The sequence below is a fragment of the Rhizobium sp. SVR5-2C genome, from assembly GCF_056755115.1.
The window spans coordinates 1-14,070 of the sequence record NZ_JBNDHT010000050.1; the positions used below are offsets into that span (position 1 = coordinate 1).

General features: G+C 58.1%; 13 protein-coding genes. 8 read left to right on the forward strand and 5 right to left on the reverse strand.

Translation table 11 applies throughout. From position 1 onward, the window contains the following. The 3 genes from ACPYOI_RS16155 to ACPYOI_RS16165 form a co-directional block, all read left to right on the forward strand. The coding region (locus ACPYOI_RS16155; RefSeq protein WP_481423026.1) for a hypothetical protein at positions 1 to 3,758 on the forward strand (3,758 nt) is incomplete at its 5' end. Then, positions 3,755 to 5,503, forward strand: a complete 1,749-nt coding sequence (locus ACPYOI_RS16160) for a hypothetical protein (RefSeq protein ID WP_481423027.1) — start codon at positions 3,755 to 3,757, stop codon at positions 5,501 to 5,503. The genes ACPYOI_RS16155 and ACPYOI_RS16160, both read left to right, overlap by 4 nt. After that, positions 5,503 to 5,943 carry a hypothetical protein gene (locus ACPYOI_RS16165; protein WP_481423028.1) on the forward strand — a complete coding sequence of 147 codons (441 nt, stop codon included), beginning with the start codon at positions 5,503 to 5,505 and terminating at the stop codon, positions 5,941 to 5,943. Before ACPYOI_RS16160 ends, ACPYOI_RS16165 begins: the two co-directional genes overlap by 1 nt. A 249-nt stretch (positions 5,944 to 6,192) precedes the next feature. Here the strand turns inward: ACPYOI_RS16165 and ACPYOI_RS16170 are convergent, their stop codons facing one another. Both ACPYOI_RS16170 and ACPYOI_RS16175 read right to left on the reverse strand, forming a co-directional pair. Then, positions 6,193 to 6,444 carry a hypothetical protein gene (locus ACPYOI_RS16170; RefSeq protein ID WP_481423029.1) on the reverse strand — a complete coding sequence of 84 codons (252 nt, stop codon included), beginning with the start codon at positions 6,442 to 6,444 and terminating at the stop codon, positions 6,193 to 6,195. Positions 6,445 to 6,906: 462 nt separating this feature from the next. After that, on the reverse strand, positions 6,907 to 7,071 hold the full coding sequence (locus tag ACPYOI_RS16175; RefSeq protein WP_481419405.1) for a hypothetical protein: 165 nt from the start codon (positions 7,069 to 7,071) through the stop codon (positions 6,907 to 6,909). Positions 7,072 to 7,162: 91 nt separating this feature from the next. Between ACPYOI_RS16175 and ACPYOI_RS16180 the strand changes: the two genes are divergently transcribed. The 5 genes from ACPYOI_RS16180 to ACPYOI_RS16200 all read left to right on the forward strand — a co-directional run bounded on the left by ACPYOI_RS16180 (position 7,163) and on the right by ACPYOI_RS16200 (position 11,240). After that, positions 7,163 to 8,053, forward strand: a complete 891-nt coding sequence (locus ACPYOI_RS16180; RefSeq protein WP_481423030.1) for a glycoside hydrolase family 108 protein — start codon at positions 7,163 to 7,165, stop codon at positions 8,051 to 8,053. Continuing rightward, positions 8,034 to 8,342, forward strand: coding sequence for a hypothetical protein (locus ACPYOI_RS16185; RefSeq protein ID WP_481423031.1), 309 nt, complete (start codon positions 8,034 to 8,036; stop codon positions 8,340 to 8,342). The genes ACPYOI_RS16180 and ACPYOI_RS16185 overlap by 20 nt, the downstream gene beginning before the upstream one ends. A gap of 204 nt (positions 8,343 to 8,546) precedes the next feature. Beyond that, positions 8,547 to 8,993, forward strand: coding sequence for a hypothetical protein (locus ACPYOI_RS16190; RefSeq protein WP_481423032.1), 447 nt, complete (start codon positions 8,547 to 8,549; stop codon positions 8,991 to 8,993). A 199-nt stretch (positions 8,994 to 9,192) separates the two neighbouring features. Next, entirely contained in the window at positions 9,193 to 10,194 is a 1,002-nt protein-coding gene (locus tag ACPYOI_RS16195; protein ID WP_481423033.1) for a P63C domain-containing protein, read from the forward strand. A gap of 215 nt (positions 10,195 to 10,409) precedes the next feature. Then, entirely contained in the window at positions 10,410 to 11,240 is an 831-nt protein-coding gene (locus ACPYOI_RS16200) for a class I SAM-dependent methyltransferase (RefSeq protein WP_481423034.1), read from the forward strand. On the opposite strand, the gene ACPYOI_RS16205 is transcribed toward ACPYOI_RS16200, so the two are convergent. The 3 genes from ACPYOI_RS16205 to ACPYOI_RS16215 all read right to left on the reverse strand — a co-directional run bounded on the left by ACPYOI_RS16205 (position 11,241) and on the right by ACPYOI_RS16215 (position 13,955). After that, on the reverse strand, positions 11,241 to 11,621 hold the full coding sequence (locus tag ACPYOI_RS16205) for a thermonuclease family protein (protein ID WP_481423035.1): 381 nt from the start codon (positions 11,619 to 11,621) through the stop codon (positions 11,241 to 11,243). Positions 11,622 to 12,232: 611 nt separating this feature from the next. Beyond that, positions 12,233 to 13,465: a class I SAM-dependent methyltransferase gene (locus tag ACPYOI_RS16210; RefSeq protein ID WP_481423036.1), complete on the reverse strand. Its 1,233-nt coding sequence runs from the start codon at positions 13,463 to 13,465 to the stop codon at positions 12,233 to 12,235. Between the two features lie 271 nt (positions 13,466 to 13,736). Then, the gene (locus tag ACPYOI_RS16215) at positions 13,737 to 13,955 is read right to left on the reverse strand and encodes a hypothetical protein (RefSeq protein WP_481423037.1); all 219 of its coding nucleotides are present in this window, start codon (positions 13,953 to 13,955) and stop codon (positions 13,737 to 13,739) included. Between the last annotated feature and the right edge of the window lie 115 nt (positions 13,956 to 14,070).

Consider the following 14,070-nt stretch of genomic DNA (forward strand, 5'->3'; position numbering starts at 1 on the left):
CTGATGCAGTGGCGGCCGACGCGAAAGAAGCCTCGGGTATTGACGTGACGGCGGACGATGTGCGCGCCGTGCTGGACGAAGGGTCGTCTGGCGATGCTGCCGTCGATGCGGCTATCGACACCGGTATGCATGAGCAGTTCGCTCGCGGCTTCGAGGCCTACGCCATGGAAGGTAAGGCGCCCTCGATCGAGCTGCGCTCTGCCTTCGAGCGTTTCACCCAGTGGCTGATCCGCCTCTACAAGTCGCTGCGGAACCTGAACGTCAACATCTCGCCGGAGATAAAGACGGTCTATGACCGGCTGCTGGCCACTGACGCGGAGATCGAGGCTGCTCGCCACGATGTGTCGGACGAGATGCTGTTCGCCGCTGCTGAGGCTGCTGGTGTGTCTCCCGACGACTATCGCCAACTGGTGAAGCTTCATGAGCAGTCGATCGATGCTGCCAACCAGAAGCTTCGCCGTGAGGTCATGGCGCCGGTCCAGCGCGAAACCGAGAAGTGGTACCGTAAGGAAAAGGCTCGAGTTGGCGAAGAGGTGAGTGATCAGATCAACCGTCGGCAGGAATACCGTGCCTGGGAATGGCTGGGCAACCGCCGCTGGTTCGGTGACGATCAGCCGGAAGACATGCCGGACATGCGGCTCGATCGGAAGGCCCTTGTCGATCGCTATGGCGAGGGCATCCTGAAGACACTGCCCCGCGGCAAGTTCACGATCTATGCAAACGAAGGCGGAATGGATCCGGACGAAGTGGCGGGTTGGTTCGGCTTCGAGAGCGGTGACGCGCTGGTCAAGGCATTGGAACGCGCACAGCCGCGCCGTGAAGCGATCGAGGCCGAAACCGATCGGGTCATGCGTGAACGTCATGGCGACGTTCTGCGGGACGGTCAAGTCGAAGAGAAGGCCATTCAAGCCGTGCACAACGACAAGCGGGGGCAGTTCCTTGCCGCGGAGCTGAAGATCCTGAAAGCTCGCGCCCGAGACACCTCGCCGGACATGAGCGCATCGCAGGCGCGCGAAGCCGCTCGCCAGACCTTGAATGGGATGCAGGTCCGCGATGCCATCGCCGCCAACCGCTTCCTCACGGCTGAACGCAAGGCCGCAAACGAGGCTGTAAAGCTGGCGCGTCTGGTCGAGCGTGAGAACCTCTGGTCTCGCCAGCAGCGCCGTGATGTGCAGTCGGCCGTCAAGGATGGCTCGCTGCGCGCCGCAAACACGGCTACCGATCGCGCCAACGCTTCGACCGATCGCTACAATGACGCTGTCTCGCTCCTGGTCGAACAGAAGCGCCGGCAGCTTCTCAATCACATGCTCTATTCGGAAAGCCAGAGCATCGCCGAAGAGGTCGAGCGCGCGGAGCGTTTCGTTGCCCGCCTCGGCAAGCCATCTACCCGCAAGAACCTCGCCGGGGATTACCTAGAGGCCGTCGACGAGTTGCTGGAACGCTATGACTTCCGCAAGCTCTCGTTTAAGGCAGAGCAGCGCCGGGGCTCCCTCCTGGCCTACGTCCAGCGCATGACGGACGAGGGCAGGGAGAACGAGCTTTCGATCCCTGACGACGTCCTGCAGGATGCGCAGCGCAAGCCCTATAAGCAATTGAGCGTTGACCAGCTCCGCGGCGTCATCGACACGCTGAAGAACATCGAGCACACGGCTCGCCTCAAGCAGCGCCTTCTCGATGCCAAGCGCGAGCGTGACCTTGATGCTGTTGTCGGTGACATCTTGGCGGAGTTCGACGAGAACGTCTCGGGCTCGGCGCCGTCGCGCGCCCGGTCTGGCAGGGGTGGAGCTCGGGAGAATGTCCGCAGCTACCTCAATCTGGTCAAGAACGCTGACACGATCCTGCGCGAAATCGACGGCTTCAAGGATGGAGGCGCTGCCTACCGGCATATCAAGGCGCCGATCGACGAGGCCGTCAACGAACTGATGGTCAAGCGTCGGCAGGCGGGGCAGGACTTCGAAAAGCTCTATGACGTCTATTCGAAGGAAGAGCGCCGCTCGATGGCAACGCTTCAAAGCGTTCCGGAACTGAACGGGCAGTTCTCGAAGTGGGATCTGATTTCGCTGGCGCTGAACACCGGTAACGAGGGCAACTATCAGCGCCTGACCGATCCGCGCGTCAAAGGCTACTTCACGCCGCAGCAGATCGACGTCGCTCTCGGGCGCCTCGATGAACGCGATTGGAAGTTCGTGCAGTCGGCTTGGGACCTGATCGACAGCTACTGGCCGGACATCGAGGCCCGCGAAAAGCGGGTGACGGGCGTTGCTCCGGAGAAGATCGCGCCGCGCGAGGTCAAGACCAACTACGGTACCTTCAAGGGCGGTTACTATCCGCTGAAGTATGACGCCGAAATCTCTTCTCTTGCTCGTGATGACGATCTGAACGAGCTGGCGAAGTCGATGACCGGCGGCCGGTTCGGCAAGGCCCAGACGCGCAACGGCCACACGAAGGAACGCGCCCAGTCCTCGGGCCGCCCGGTGCTGATCGATATCGGCGTCCTGCATGGTCACATCAACCAGGTGATCCATGACCTCGCCCTGTCTGAGGTGGTGGCAAACTCCTGGCGCATCCTGCAGAACGTCGAGGTGAAGAGCGCCTTCCTCGATCATGGTCTCAAGTCGGACTTCGATAGCTTGGAGGTTTGGCTTCAGGACGTGGCAAGCGGTGAGGTGCGCAGCTCGGACTTCATGAACCGCTGGGCGCGCAAGCTGAAGTCCGGCTTCACGGTCTCGAAGCTGGCGTTCAACATTTCCACGGTCCTCTTGCAGCCGTCCGGCCTTGCCCAGTCGATTGTCGTCGTCGGGAAGAAGAACTTCCTCCTCGGCATACAGGACATGTTCCGCCGGCCGCTCTTTGGCCCCAGAAGCGCGGCAAGCGAGATCATCGCCAAGTCGCCCTTCATGCAGGAGCGTGAGACCACGTTCAACAAGGATATTTACGACATCCTTGGGGATACCAAGACGGGCCCGACGCAGAACCGCGTATCCCAGTTTACAAGCGATATTCTGGCGCCATGGGGCTTCTTCCTCATGCAGAAGGCGCAGTTCTACACCGTGGACATGCCGACGTGGCTGGCAGGCTATAGGCAGGCCACAGATCAGCGCATGAGCGACAAGGACGCTGTCGCGCATGCAGATCGCATCGTTGCCCGCGCGGCGGCTTCTGGCAACTTCGCTGACCGAACGCCGATCGAGCGCGGCACGCTGTCTCGAAGCGTCCGGCAGAACGATGTCGTTCGTCTCTTCACGGCGCTGGGCTCCTACATGTTCGCGAAATTCAACGTCGCCTACGAGAGGACGCGGCAGACCCAGTTCCGAGATCCACGGCAGGTGCTGTCGTGGACCACGGACATGGTCATGCTCTTCACCGTGGAAGCGGTGCTGGCAGCTGCCGTCCGGGGTCAATTGCCTTGGGGCGACGATGACGATGATGGCAAGGACGGATGGGGCGAGTTTCTGGCCAAGCAGACGGCAATGTCAGTGGCCGGCACGCTGCCGTTCGTCCGGGACATCGCAAGCGGTGTGCAGGGCTTCAGTGGGGGCGGTGCTTACGGCTCGATGATGGATACCATCGCGCGGCCGATCTACCAGGCTTCACAGGGCGAAGTCGACAAGGCCTTTGTCCGTTCACTCGTCGATGCTGGCGGCCTCTTCCTGCACGCGCCCTCAACTCAGATCAATCGCTTCGTTGATGCCGCTTGGCGCCAATCTGAGGGCGATGACGTGTCGCCGCTGGAATACATCATGGGAAAATCTAAATGACCATCTCTACCGAAACCAGTTCTGCTGGTCCGTACTACGGGAACAACGTCACGACGGTCTTCCCGTATGGGTTCAAGATCGTTGATGAGAAGCACCTGCGTGTTGTGTTCATCGACGCAGCAGGCAACGTCTCTGACCTTTCGCTGGATGATGGTGATTATTCCGTCACCGGTGTCGGATCTGAGGAAGGTGGCACTATCGTCAAGGCATCGGCGCTTCTGACCGGACAAACGCTGACAATCGTCCGCAATCCACCGCTGACGCAGGAAACAGAGCTTGAGAACCAAGGGCCATATAATGCGAGTGTTGTCGAGAATCGCCTTGACCTGATGGTCATGCAAGTCCAGTCGGTCAAAGAGGCGACGGACCGATCGTTCAAGGTTGAACCCGGGCAGCCGGCGCCGTCCTTGCAACTGATTGCGGCTGCTGAGGGATTTGCCTCTGCCGCCCAGCAAAGCGCTCTCGACGCCGCGGCCTCGGCCAGCGCCGCCGCCGGCCTCGAAACCACCTATCAAGGATACCTGACGACTGCCTCCGAATACGTGACCGAGTCGTCCCAGTGGTCCGCCAAGGCGCAGGACTGGGCGGTCAAGATGGATGGCTTGGTGGATGGCACCGACTATTCCGCCAAGTACTGGGCCGGTCAAGCCTACCTTCAAGGTGGCGTCCCCGTAGGCACCCTCATTCAGGTATATGGCAATGGCACGGCAGCTATTCCGGGCTACATCAAGTACGTTCCTGGCCTCGAAGTCACAAGCGCCACACCTCAGCTTCGGGCTTTCGGCTTGGCAAATGGCTGGGCGGTCAATGGCAATGGCAACCCCGTCATGCCCAACGTGGAGAGCCCGTTCCTTCGTGGATGGCGTTCAGGTCAGACTGGCAATGATGCTGGCCGTATGTTTGGCTCAGTGCAGCAAGACCAGATACAGGACCACAGACACGAGCAGGCCCTGAAAGTAAATGGCTTCGGGACCACCGTTCCGAATGCAGAGGTGACAACCAATTTGGAGGGCACCCCGACAGGGTCGGCGGATAATCACATCTCGGTCCCAAGTGCCTCTAACGCCACCACATCCAATATGATCGGTGCCGGTAAGACGCTTCCCGCTGCCGGTGGGTTGAGGGCGGGCGCGGAAACCCGCGTAGTCAACATCACAGTCACCCTTTACATCAAGGCGTATGATGCCCCTGTAGACCCGGCCCTGTTGGTGGCCGCACAGGTGGTTAGTGACTTGGCGGATGCGAGGGCCCGTATTTCCACCCTTGAGGCTAAGGGTCTAAAGTACCTCGGAGCCTTCACGGCCAGCACCCTCAATACCGACATTACAGGACTGGCGGCTGGTGTAAGGCGATTGGTACTCTTCCCCCGAGTGGCTCCATCCGTCTCAGCTGACCCAATGCTGCAACTACGCACCGCAGCAGGTCCAATTACAACCGGTTATGATATATGGCACGGTTCGATCAGCGGTGCTGGAGCGGCAGGTACAGGCAATACGGCAGGTGTATGGATGCACTATCAGGCGATCAGCGCCGCTGCATTAGCCAAAGGCAAGATTGAAATCCTCAGAGACGCCCCCGGTGGCACCTTGTGGACGATCACGGGGCAGACGAAGGTTTCGGGCGCCAACACCAACATCGCCGGCGACGTGGATATCGGGGCAGAACTTACGGGCATCCGATTTACCAACCATACGGGCACCGGCGTCCTGAACGGTACAGTGGACGTTTACGTGGAGTATTTCTGATGGGAAACACTGTAGTTTATGACGTATCAACTGGTACGTCTCACACTGAGGACGAAATACCTCAGATTGTGGTCTCGCTCGACGACATAAAAGCAAGGCTCAAGGCTAGCATCGACGGCGCCGCCGAAACCGAGCGCCTGAAACACATTACATCCGGCTCTGGCCAGGCGATGACCTACATGCAAAAGGCGGATGAGGCCGGTCGCTTCCTCGCGGCGGTTGATCCAGATCCGGCGGGCTTCCCGCTGCTATCTGCCGAGATCGGCATCACTGCCCCCACGATTGCCGAAGTGGCCTCCATCGTAAACGCCAATTTTGCTCAGTGGCAACAGCTCGGTGCAGCAATCGAGAAGGCACGGCTCGGCACGAAGGCGGCCATCGACGCGGCAACGACCGTCGAAAATGCGCAGGCCGCGGCTGACGCAATCGTGTGGCCGTAAATTGGATCTGCCTGATGGCGGAGACCCGGCAGAGAGTCTGGGCTGCTACCGGGTCTCCTTTTGCCGCAGGGAGGAATGTGCGGCGCGACAATGTAGATGGGGCGCACGTCGATTCGTGCCATCGAAATGAACCGGTAAGGATAACGACCGGTTAAGATCCACCGGACGCGTCTCTGTCCGACACACGCCGAAGGAACATCCGCCGGGTGCTTTCGCGCGCCTGGTCGCCGCAAATCAACAACGTCGGAACTAAGTCAATAACTTACGCGTGGCGTTCACAAGCCATTCTAAAAAGTTGAAGCGTTCCGGCAATCCGACTTGCCGTCTTCCTTTATTGGTCAAGACGGCAAAATCTAAATCATCCCATCCGCGAAGATCGATCTTGAGCAAGCCTTGCTTTTCGGCTTCTTTCACAATCTCCAAATCGTTCTTTTCGTAACAGGTGACGTTTAGTACGCCACCCGCATCGGCAGCGCGCTTAATCAATATCTGCACGTCCATAATCTCTACCACTGGTTTAGGCGTCTCTTTCCAGGACGTTTAGCGAAGTGTGAAGCTGCGCCAGTTTGACAGCCGGGCCTTCGCAAGCACGGTCTGCGCCTCGCGGCCGAAAAATAGCGTAATGAAAATCAAAGCGATTGTGAAGAAATCCCAGAACATTCACGCACCTTATAATTGAGAGAAAGCGCCGACCAACTAGGCGCTGAAGATCTACCTCCCATATCAGGCGCAATATTGCCGGACATCGTAAGATACTGGGATGACTTGCCACTCTTCACGAACACCGTCTGCCTAACCCCAACACAATCTGGAGCCTCCCATGGATCGTGCGAAGTTCTTCGCGACGGTGCTTGAGGTGGAGACCCGGCATAGGGCTGGGGCCTTACCGGGTCTCCATGGCGCGCCGGGTCAGCCACCGGCGCAGCACATTCAATGCTGCGTCGGACGTCGATACACACAGCTTTAGGAAAAGGCGAGAACTGGTGCAGCCACAATGACCAGGGCAATAATCGAGGCTGCTGCCAGTTTAATTCTGCGGATACGCCGGGTACGCACACCAGTCCAGTCATAGACCATATCGAAGATCCTCATGATCATCGGGCACAAGCGGGAATCGACTTCCGGCATTGTGCTCACGCCAAGTCACCTGTTGCAAGTGGGACCGCCTATCGCGCCGGTGGCTTGCCTGAACCTTTCGACAACAATCTGGAGCTCAACAATGCAGGTCATCGACCCCGCAAACGAATTCGCACGTTCTCTCGCCAAGGTGCTTATCATCGAAGGCGGATATTCCAACAATCCGAAGGATCCCGGCGGCGCAACGATGAAGGGCGTGACGCAACGGGTCTATGACGAGTATCGCCGCTCGCATGGTCTGCCGCTCATGCCGGTCAAGAACATCAGCAATTCCGAGCTGGAAGCGATCTACCGCAAGAAATACTGGGATGAAATCAAGGGCGATAAGCTGGCGCCTGGCGTCTCCTGTGTCGTCTTTGATGGTTCGGTGCATTCCGGCGTTGCGCAGTCGGTCAAATGGCTGCAGCGCGCGCTCCAGGCGATGGGCCTCTATCAGGGTCTCATAGACGGCATTCTCGGGCAGGGGACGCTTCTGGCGCTCGGTGGCGTCAACGACAACGACAGCCTGATCGCGCGCATCCTTGATCGCCGCATGGGCTTCCTCAGGGCGTTGAAGACATGGAAGACGTTCGGCAAGGGCTGGACGGCCCGCGTCAACGGCGTGCGCGCTGTTGGTCAAGCCTGGGCTACCGGCTCAGTCGGTCCAGAGATCGAGTATGTCGCCGGCGGCGAAGCCAAGGCTCTGATCTCCGATGCCAAGCCCGCTCCGGTGCTGGCAATTGCGGACGCGACGACGGGCGGCGGCATTGGCTCCGGCACGCTCGCCGGCACGCTGCAGCAGGCCCAGGATCAGTTGACGCCGCTCAGCACCAGTAGCGAATTCATCGGCAAGCTTGTCGCGGGACTGATCATTGCCAGCGCCGTGCTCACGATCGGCGGTCTTGCCTACCGCTGGTATGCGAAGCGCAAGAAGGACGAGCTGCAGGACGCTCTCGATTTGAAGGTGGCGGTCAATGCTCAAGCTGCTGCCTGAATGGCTCAAGATCGGCGCGGGAGCGGCGTTGGGCGCTCTCGTCGCCATTTACCCCGCAATCCTCGTCGGGCGCTCTGAAGGACGCCAGCAGGCCGCGACACAAGCGCTCGAAGCCGCGGTCAAACGCTTCGCCGAAAAAGGAAAGATCAATGGTCAAGTCTCTTCTCTTGATGCTGCCGCTCTGTGCAATGATTTCGGGCTGCCAGACAGCGACAAAGCCGACTGCATGCGCCGGGTTCGAGAAGCTTCAGCCAAGCCTCGAGACGTCGGTCTTCATCCTCGAGACTGATCGGCCGTTTGCCAACCAGGTGGCATCACACAATCGCTTCGGCGCCTCTCAGGGCTGCTGGTAGCGAGGGCCCGGCCTCCTCGTAAGGCCGAGCCCTCCTGTTGCCGCCTCGAAGCTTAGCGAGCACGGCGGCGGCGAAATAGTCGATCGGCTTTCGCCGGTCAAGCACGCATAGAGCATTTGAAGGGCAGGGGCGGGGCAGGAATGAACGGAGACACCATGCACATCGAAGTCGAGAAGCCGAAGATTAATCCGGCGCATTTCATCGCCATCATAGGCGCCGCTCTCGTCAACGCTTTCATCATCGGCGGGGTATGGGTCAGTCTCAATCGAGACATCGCCGATATCCAAAACGCTCAGCAGCGGACACAGAAGGTTCTCGACGACACCCAGCAGCAGGTATCGCAAATACCGCCCCTGTCATTCCAGGTAACGAGAGCGCTTGAGGCAACGGCTGAAAACAAGAAGGGGATCGAGGCGGCAAACGCGCGCGTCGATCGCGTCGTAGAATCGCTCGGGGGAAAACTCGACACTGCAATCGAGAGCATCAACAAGGTCGCGACCCGCGTTGAGGTGTTGAGCAGTAAGCTCGATGATGCTCAGGAGCGAGCGAACAAGACCATGTTCAGGACGCCGATCGTCCGGCCTTAGCCGATAAAACCGAACAGCCTCACCAAGCTCCCGATGACGCCGGCAATGGCACCGAGCATAGCGAGCGCCATCACCGGCCATAGCCACCAGTCGGGCCCGCTCGACCGTTAGCATGCATAAACTTCGCCACAGCAAACAATGCTTGCTAAATGAGAAGCAAGCATGCAAGCTTCTTTGCAGTAAGCATCGGAGATTCGCTGTGGCAGACATTACTGACGACGAGACCCCCCAGAGCAAAGGGGGCAAGGCGAGGGCTGAAAGCCTTAATGAGAAGGAGCGAAGCCGCATAGCCCGAGAAGCGGCGGAGAAAAGGTGGGGGAAGGATGCGCCGAAGGCAGCATTCGGGTCGCCAGACAATCCAATCAAAATCGCCGATATCGAGGTTCCCTGCTACGTTCTCGACGACGGACGTAGAGTGATCACCACCAATGGCATGCTCGATACCTTCAAAATGGCCCGGGGAGGGGCCATGGTGAAGGGTATGAATCGTTTGGAGCTTTTTGTATCGAGAGATCGCATAAAGCCCTATGTTTCCAATGAGTTGCACGAGCGAATCCGTAACCCGATTTTGTTCCGAATTGGAAGAACAACGGCTTACGGATTCGACTCCGATACGTTGATAGATATTGCGGAAGCGGTCATCCGCGCTGATAATGCCGGAAGTCTTCAGAAGCAGCAAACGCAGATTGCTTTCCAGTGCAGGGTAATAACGTCGAGTCTTACCCGCATTGGCCTTATTGCCCTCATTGACGAGGCAACTGGGTACCAATTACGCCGCGACAGCGACGAACTGCAAACAATCCTGACGGCCTACCTCCTGCCCGAGCACCGTCCGTGGATGCGAACGATTCCCGACGAATTTACCTCAGAAATTTATAGGGTTTATGGGTGGAAGAGGCAGTCAAATAATCGAGGGCCGCGTTACGCTGGAAAGCTTATTCGGCAACTTATTTATGAGAGGATGCCGAAGCCAGTCCTTCCGAAGTTGGACGAAGTGAACCCCACTAACAAGAACTATCAACGGAAACATCGCCACCACCAATTTTTGACCGAGAAGCAAGGATTGGACACATTCCGAACCCAGGTCATTACAGTGATGACGCTCCTTCGGATATCTCGGCACAAGGCCGATTTTAAGAGGCACTTGGAGGCCTATTTCGGCTCTCAAATGTCGTTTGATTTTGAGCATGAGGAGGCGTGAAACCCATCCGTCACCAGTCAGGCCCGCGCGGCTCTCCCTGATCTTCCGGCATCAAGTGCTGACTCCCTCCGCTTGATCGGCCTTATCGCGCCTGCGGCGTATGGTTTTTGATTTCCTTCGGAACTTCGCGGGAGCAGGCTAGTTTAGATAATTCCCATCCGCCAGCTCGGTGACGACGTTCATCCTTTCCCCACAGTCAGGACGTGAGCGAGTCAATGATCGGTGATACCATGGACACGCAGGCCAAAATCAGCAAAGAGGCGCTTCAGGCATCCATCGACCGCCTTGCACCATTCCACCATGCCATTGATCTACCCTACGGACTGAGCACCTTTGTGGCGGCCGCTTCTCGTCAAGATCGGGAACGGACGCGAATGCAAACACTCCTTGATCATGCATGGGCAAGCACGATGTCGGCCTGCGGGGGAAGTTTGGAGGGCAAACGAGTACTCGACATCGCCTGCAACTGCGGCGGATTTGCTGTCCACGCCGCTAAAGCAGGAGCGAAACAGGTCCTCGGGATTGATACTGAACCTCACTACATCGAACAGGCGAATTTCGTGAAAGAGGCCCTATCTCTCAATAATCTGAGGTTTGAGCGACTCGATCTGATGGAACTCGACCCGGCCAAACACGGGACGTTTGATCTCGTCTTGTTTTTCGGCATTCTCTACCACCTGGAAAATCCGATTATGGCCGTAAAGCGCATCTCGGCCGTCACCAAACAAGTTATTGTGGTTGACACTTCCCTCATGAAGGTGCCGGTTATAAATCGAGTTCTGGATCGCTGGCCGATGTGGCATATGCGTAGGGTGGCAAGCGTTGGTCCTGATGCAAAAAACATCACGACCGCACGCTGGCGCCCAGCGGACTTCTGTCAGTTTTCCCCTAATGCCGCCGCCGTCACAAGCCTGCTGGAATATACTGGATTTGCCGATATCGTTCGTCTCAAACCAACGGCAAGCGGGCTTGAAAGGCGCTACTACGATGGCCGGCGTGCAACCTTCATTGGCATTAAAACTCGCCCCGAGTTGGCTCCGGCGTGATCAAGCGCACCAGTCATTTCTATGCCGGGGCCGCCATTCTCGAGCGAAGCCATCCCGCAACAGGGTCTTGCCGATTTCTTCACCATTGGCCCGGTAGATATTCACCAGCGGCCGGTGAGAAGGTGTTGCGTCCACTGCGCCGCTCCATTCCACCCGCAAGCCCTTTTCAGCCAAAAGCTCTTTCAGCCTTCCCTTGGCGATTAACGCCAGCTTCCGTTCCTTGATGCACTTTGGGTGCGATCCGATCTCCGGCGTATCGATGCCCGAGACGAACGGAACACCTTCCCCCAGCAGCCGCATATTCTGACCACTCGGCAGGCACTTCACCGTATCGCCGTCGATCGCCGTCAGCGAGGCGCATACAAGCAGTTCAGCAATCATTGCTGTGCTCCATGAGCCGGGAGCCCGCGATAGTTCAGCGGCTGATGCTTCCGGCAATACCAGAGTGTGATTGCGCTGCTTTCCTCGAAGCCGTAGCAGCCCCATTCCGTGGAGCGGATGCCGTCGGCATCTTCTATTCTCGTGCCCTCGTGAACGGTTGATTGCGTACTGAGAGGAAAGGGCTATTATCATGAGGTCGGGAGTCAACTATATGGGCGCTTCCGGTAGAGAGCCAAAAGCTCCCGCCCCAAGCACCGGAGAACGGTTATGTCCCTTCCTGCGAATTATAAACACAACGGACAATTCTCGCCTTATGATTTGGCAAGCCTAAGAAACGAATTCGATTCGTTGGATGAAGTTCGACGCGATGATCTTCAGAGAACTAGGGCTGGGCAAACCCATCGGGTAGCAGCTGCTCTAATTCGATCGGCAAACCAAGCCAGAGCCGCCAAGACGTCTTATTTGAAAGAGCTACGCCTTGCCGAGCAGTCTGCGCAAATTGTCAAGCCGATGAGATGACCAAGCGCGGCTTCGGCCGCGAATATTCGCTACACTCAATATTTCCGACGGTGCGGCGGTCCACGTTCGGGCACTTTGCTAGTGGTGCCGCCTCATTCCGCTGCCCGTACGCGAGAGTTTGCCGTCGTACTATGGGTCCGTTCCCAGTTCACCATGTAATCACGAGTCAACGGGACGGCGTCTGCCCGCTTGGCAAGCTGAATCTGAAACACCATCATCGAGCGAAAGCGGAAGCCGATCTCGCACAGAACGAGATAGAATTCCCACATGCGACAGAACCGCTCGTCATAGAGTGTCGCAATGCGCTGACGGTTCGCCATGAAGCGTTCACGCCAGTGGCGGAGGGTTTCCGCGTAGTGCAGGCGCAGGATTTCGACGTCCGTGACAACAAGGCCCGCACGCTCTACGGAGGCGAAGACCTCGGAGAGCGACGGAATATCCGCTCCGGGGAAAATGTACTTGCGAATGAATGGATTGATCGGAGCAGGCGCATCGGAATAGCCGATCGAATGCAGCAGCGCGACGCCGTCGGAGGTCAGGAAATCGCCAAGCCTAGCAAAGAACTCGTCGTAATTCTTCTTGCCTACATGCTCGAACATGCCGACCGAAACCACCCGATCATATTGACCAGGTTCCTCACGATAATCACGCAGACAAAAGCGTACGCGGTCGGCGAGGCCCGCAGCGATAGCGCGCGCGTCCGAAACCTTGTGCTGCTCGACGCTCAACGTGAGGCCGGTGACGTCAGCGCCCGTCTCCTTGGCCAGGTACAAACCGAGGCCGCCCCAGCCAGAACCGATATCAAGTATCTTAAGGTCCGGTCGGTCGAGGAGCAGCTTTGAGGCGATGTGTCGTTTTTTATTCTCCTGCGCCGCCTCGAGATCATCGTCCGCGCTCGTGAAGTAGGCGCAGGAATACTGGCGGTCTTTATCGAGGAAGAGCTCGTAGAGCTGGCCGGACAGGTCATAATGATGGGCGACGTTGCGCCGTGCGCGATCGATCGGGTTATATTGCTTCAGCCGACGCACGATACGGGACAACAGCGAGAACCAAGCCATCTGCTCGAAGTTGCGATAGTTTTTGGCAGCGATTTCGAGAAAGTCGAAAAGCGTTCCCTTCTCGATGGTCAGCAAGCCATCCATGTAGGCCTTCCCTATGGACAGTTCGGGGTTCAGAGCCAACGTATAGTCAAGATGGCGAGCGCCGAGCCGGATCGTACAGTGAGGTGAAGTGCCGTCTCCATAGTTGTGAACCTTGCCCGCCCCATCGATCAACCGAACACTGCCAGTCCGGACGATTGATTTCAGGATTGCAGGAAACAGCATGCGCAAGTCCTCAGCTCTGACCTCGACTGAAAGGCTCAGGCGCACCTCCTTGCATGATCGAACGTCGTGGCGACGAGCAACAATGCGCCGAAAGATTCCGTTTACAGCGATCAAACGTTGCGGATCATCCTTCGAATGACTGCGATTTTCAAGTCCGCCGGCCCTGTGGGACCGTAACCACGTAGCCATGGCTGTCGAACAAGCGCTTCAATTGCCCATCGCAGCGCACCGCCATCGGCAGTCAGCGATGCAGAAACCAGTAGTTCAGCCATCATTCGCGCGTGGCTCCTGCCAGCATCGCCAATTGCTCGGGCTCTCGCACACCTTGCCGGTATAGCTCGATGATGATTGCAGCCAGGCGCGTCACCGCCTCCTTGTCCTTCTCGATGCCGTGATCGCGGCTGAGCGCCTTCAGCACGTCGTTGCAGATGCGGAGGTCTTCGGACGTGAGCGGCTCGTCGCGGCGGTTCTTTTGCGGTGTATCGGTCATGTGCGATAGATACGCCGGCCGCTGAGCGCCGCCAAGGAACTATGGGCAATCGCCCACAAGTTAAGCCGGGCCGGGAAATTGTGCAAATTCGCAGAGTTTCCCGCTCGTGCCGGTT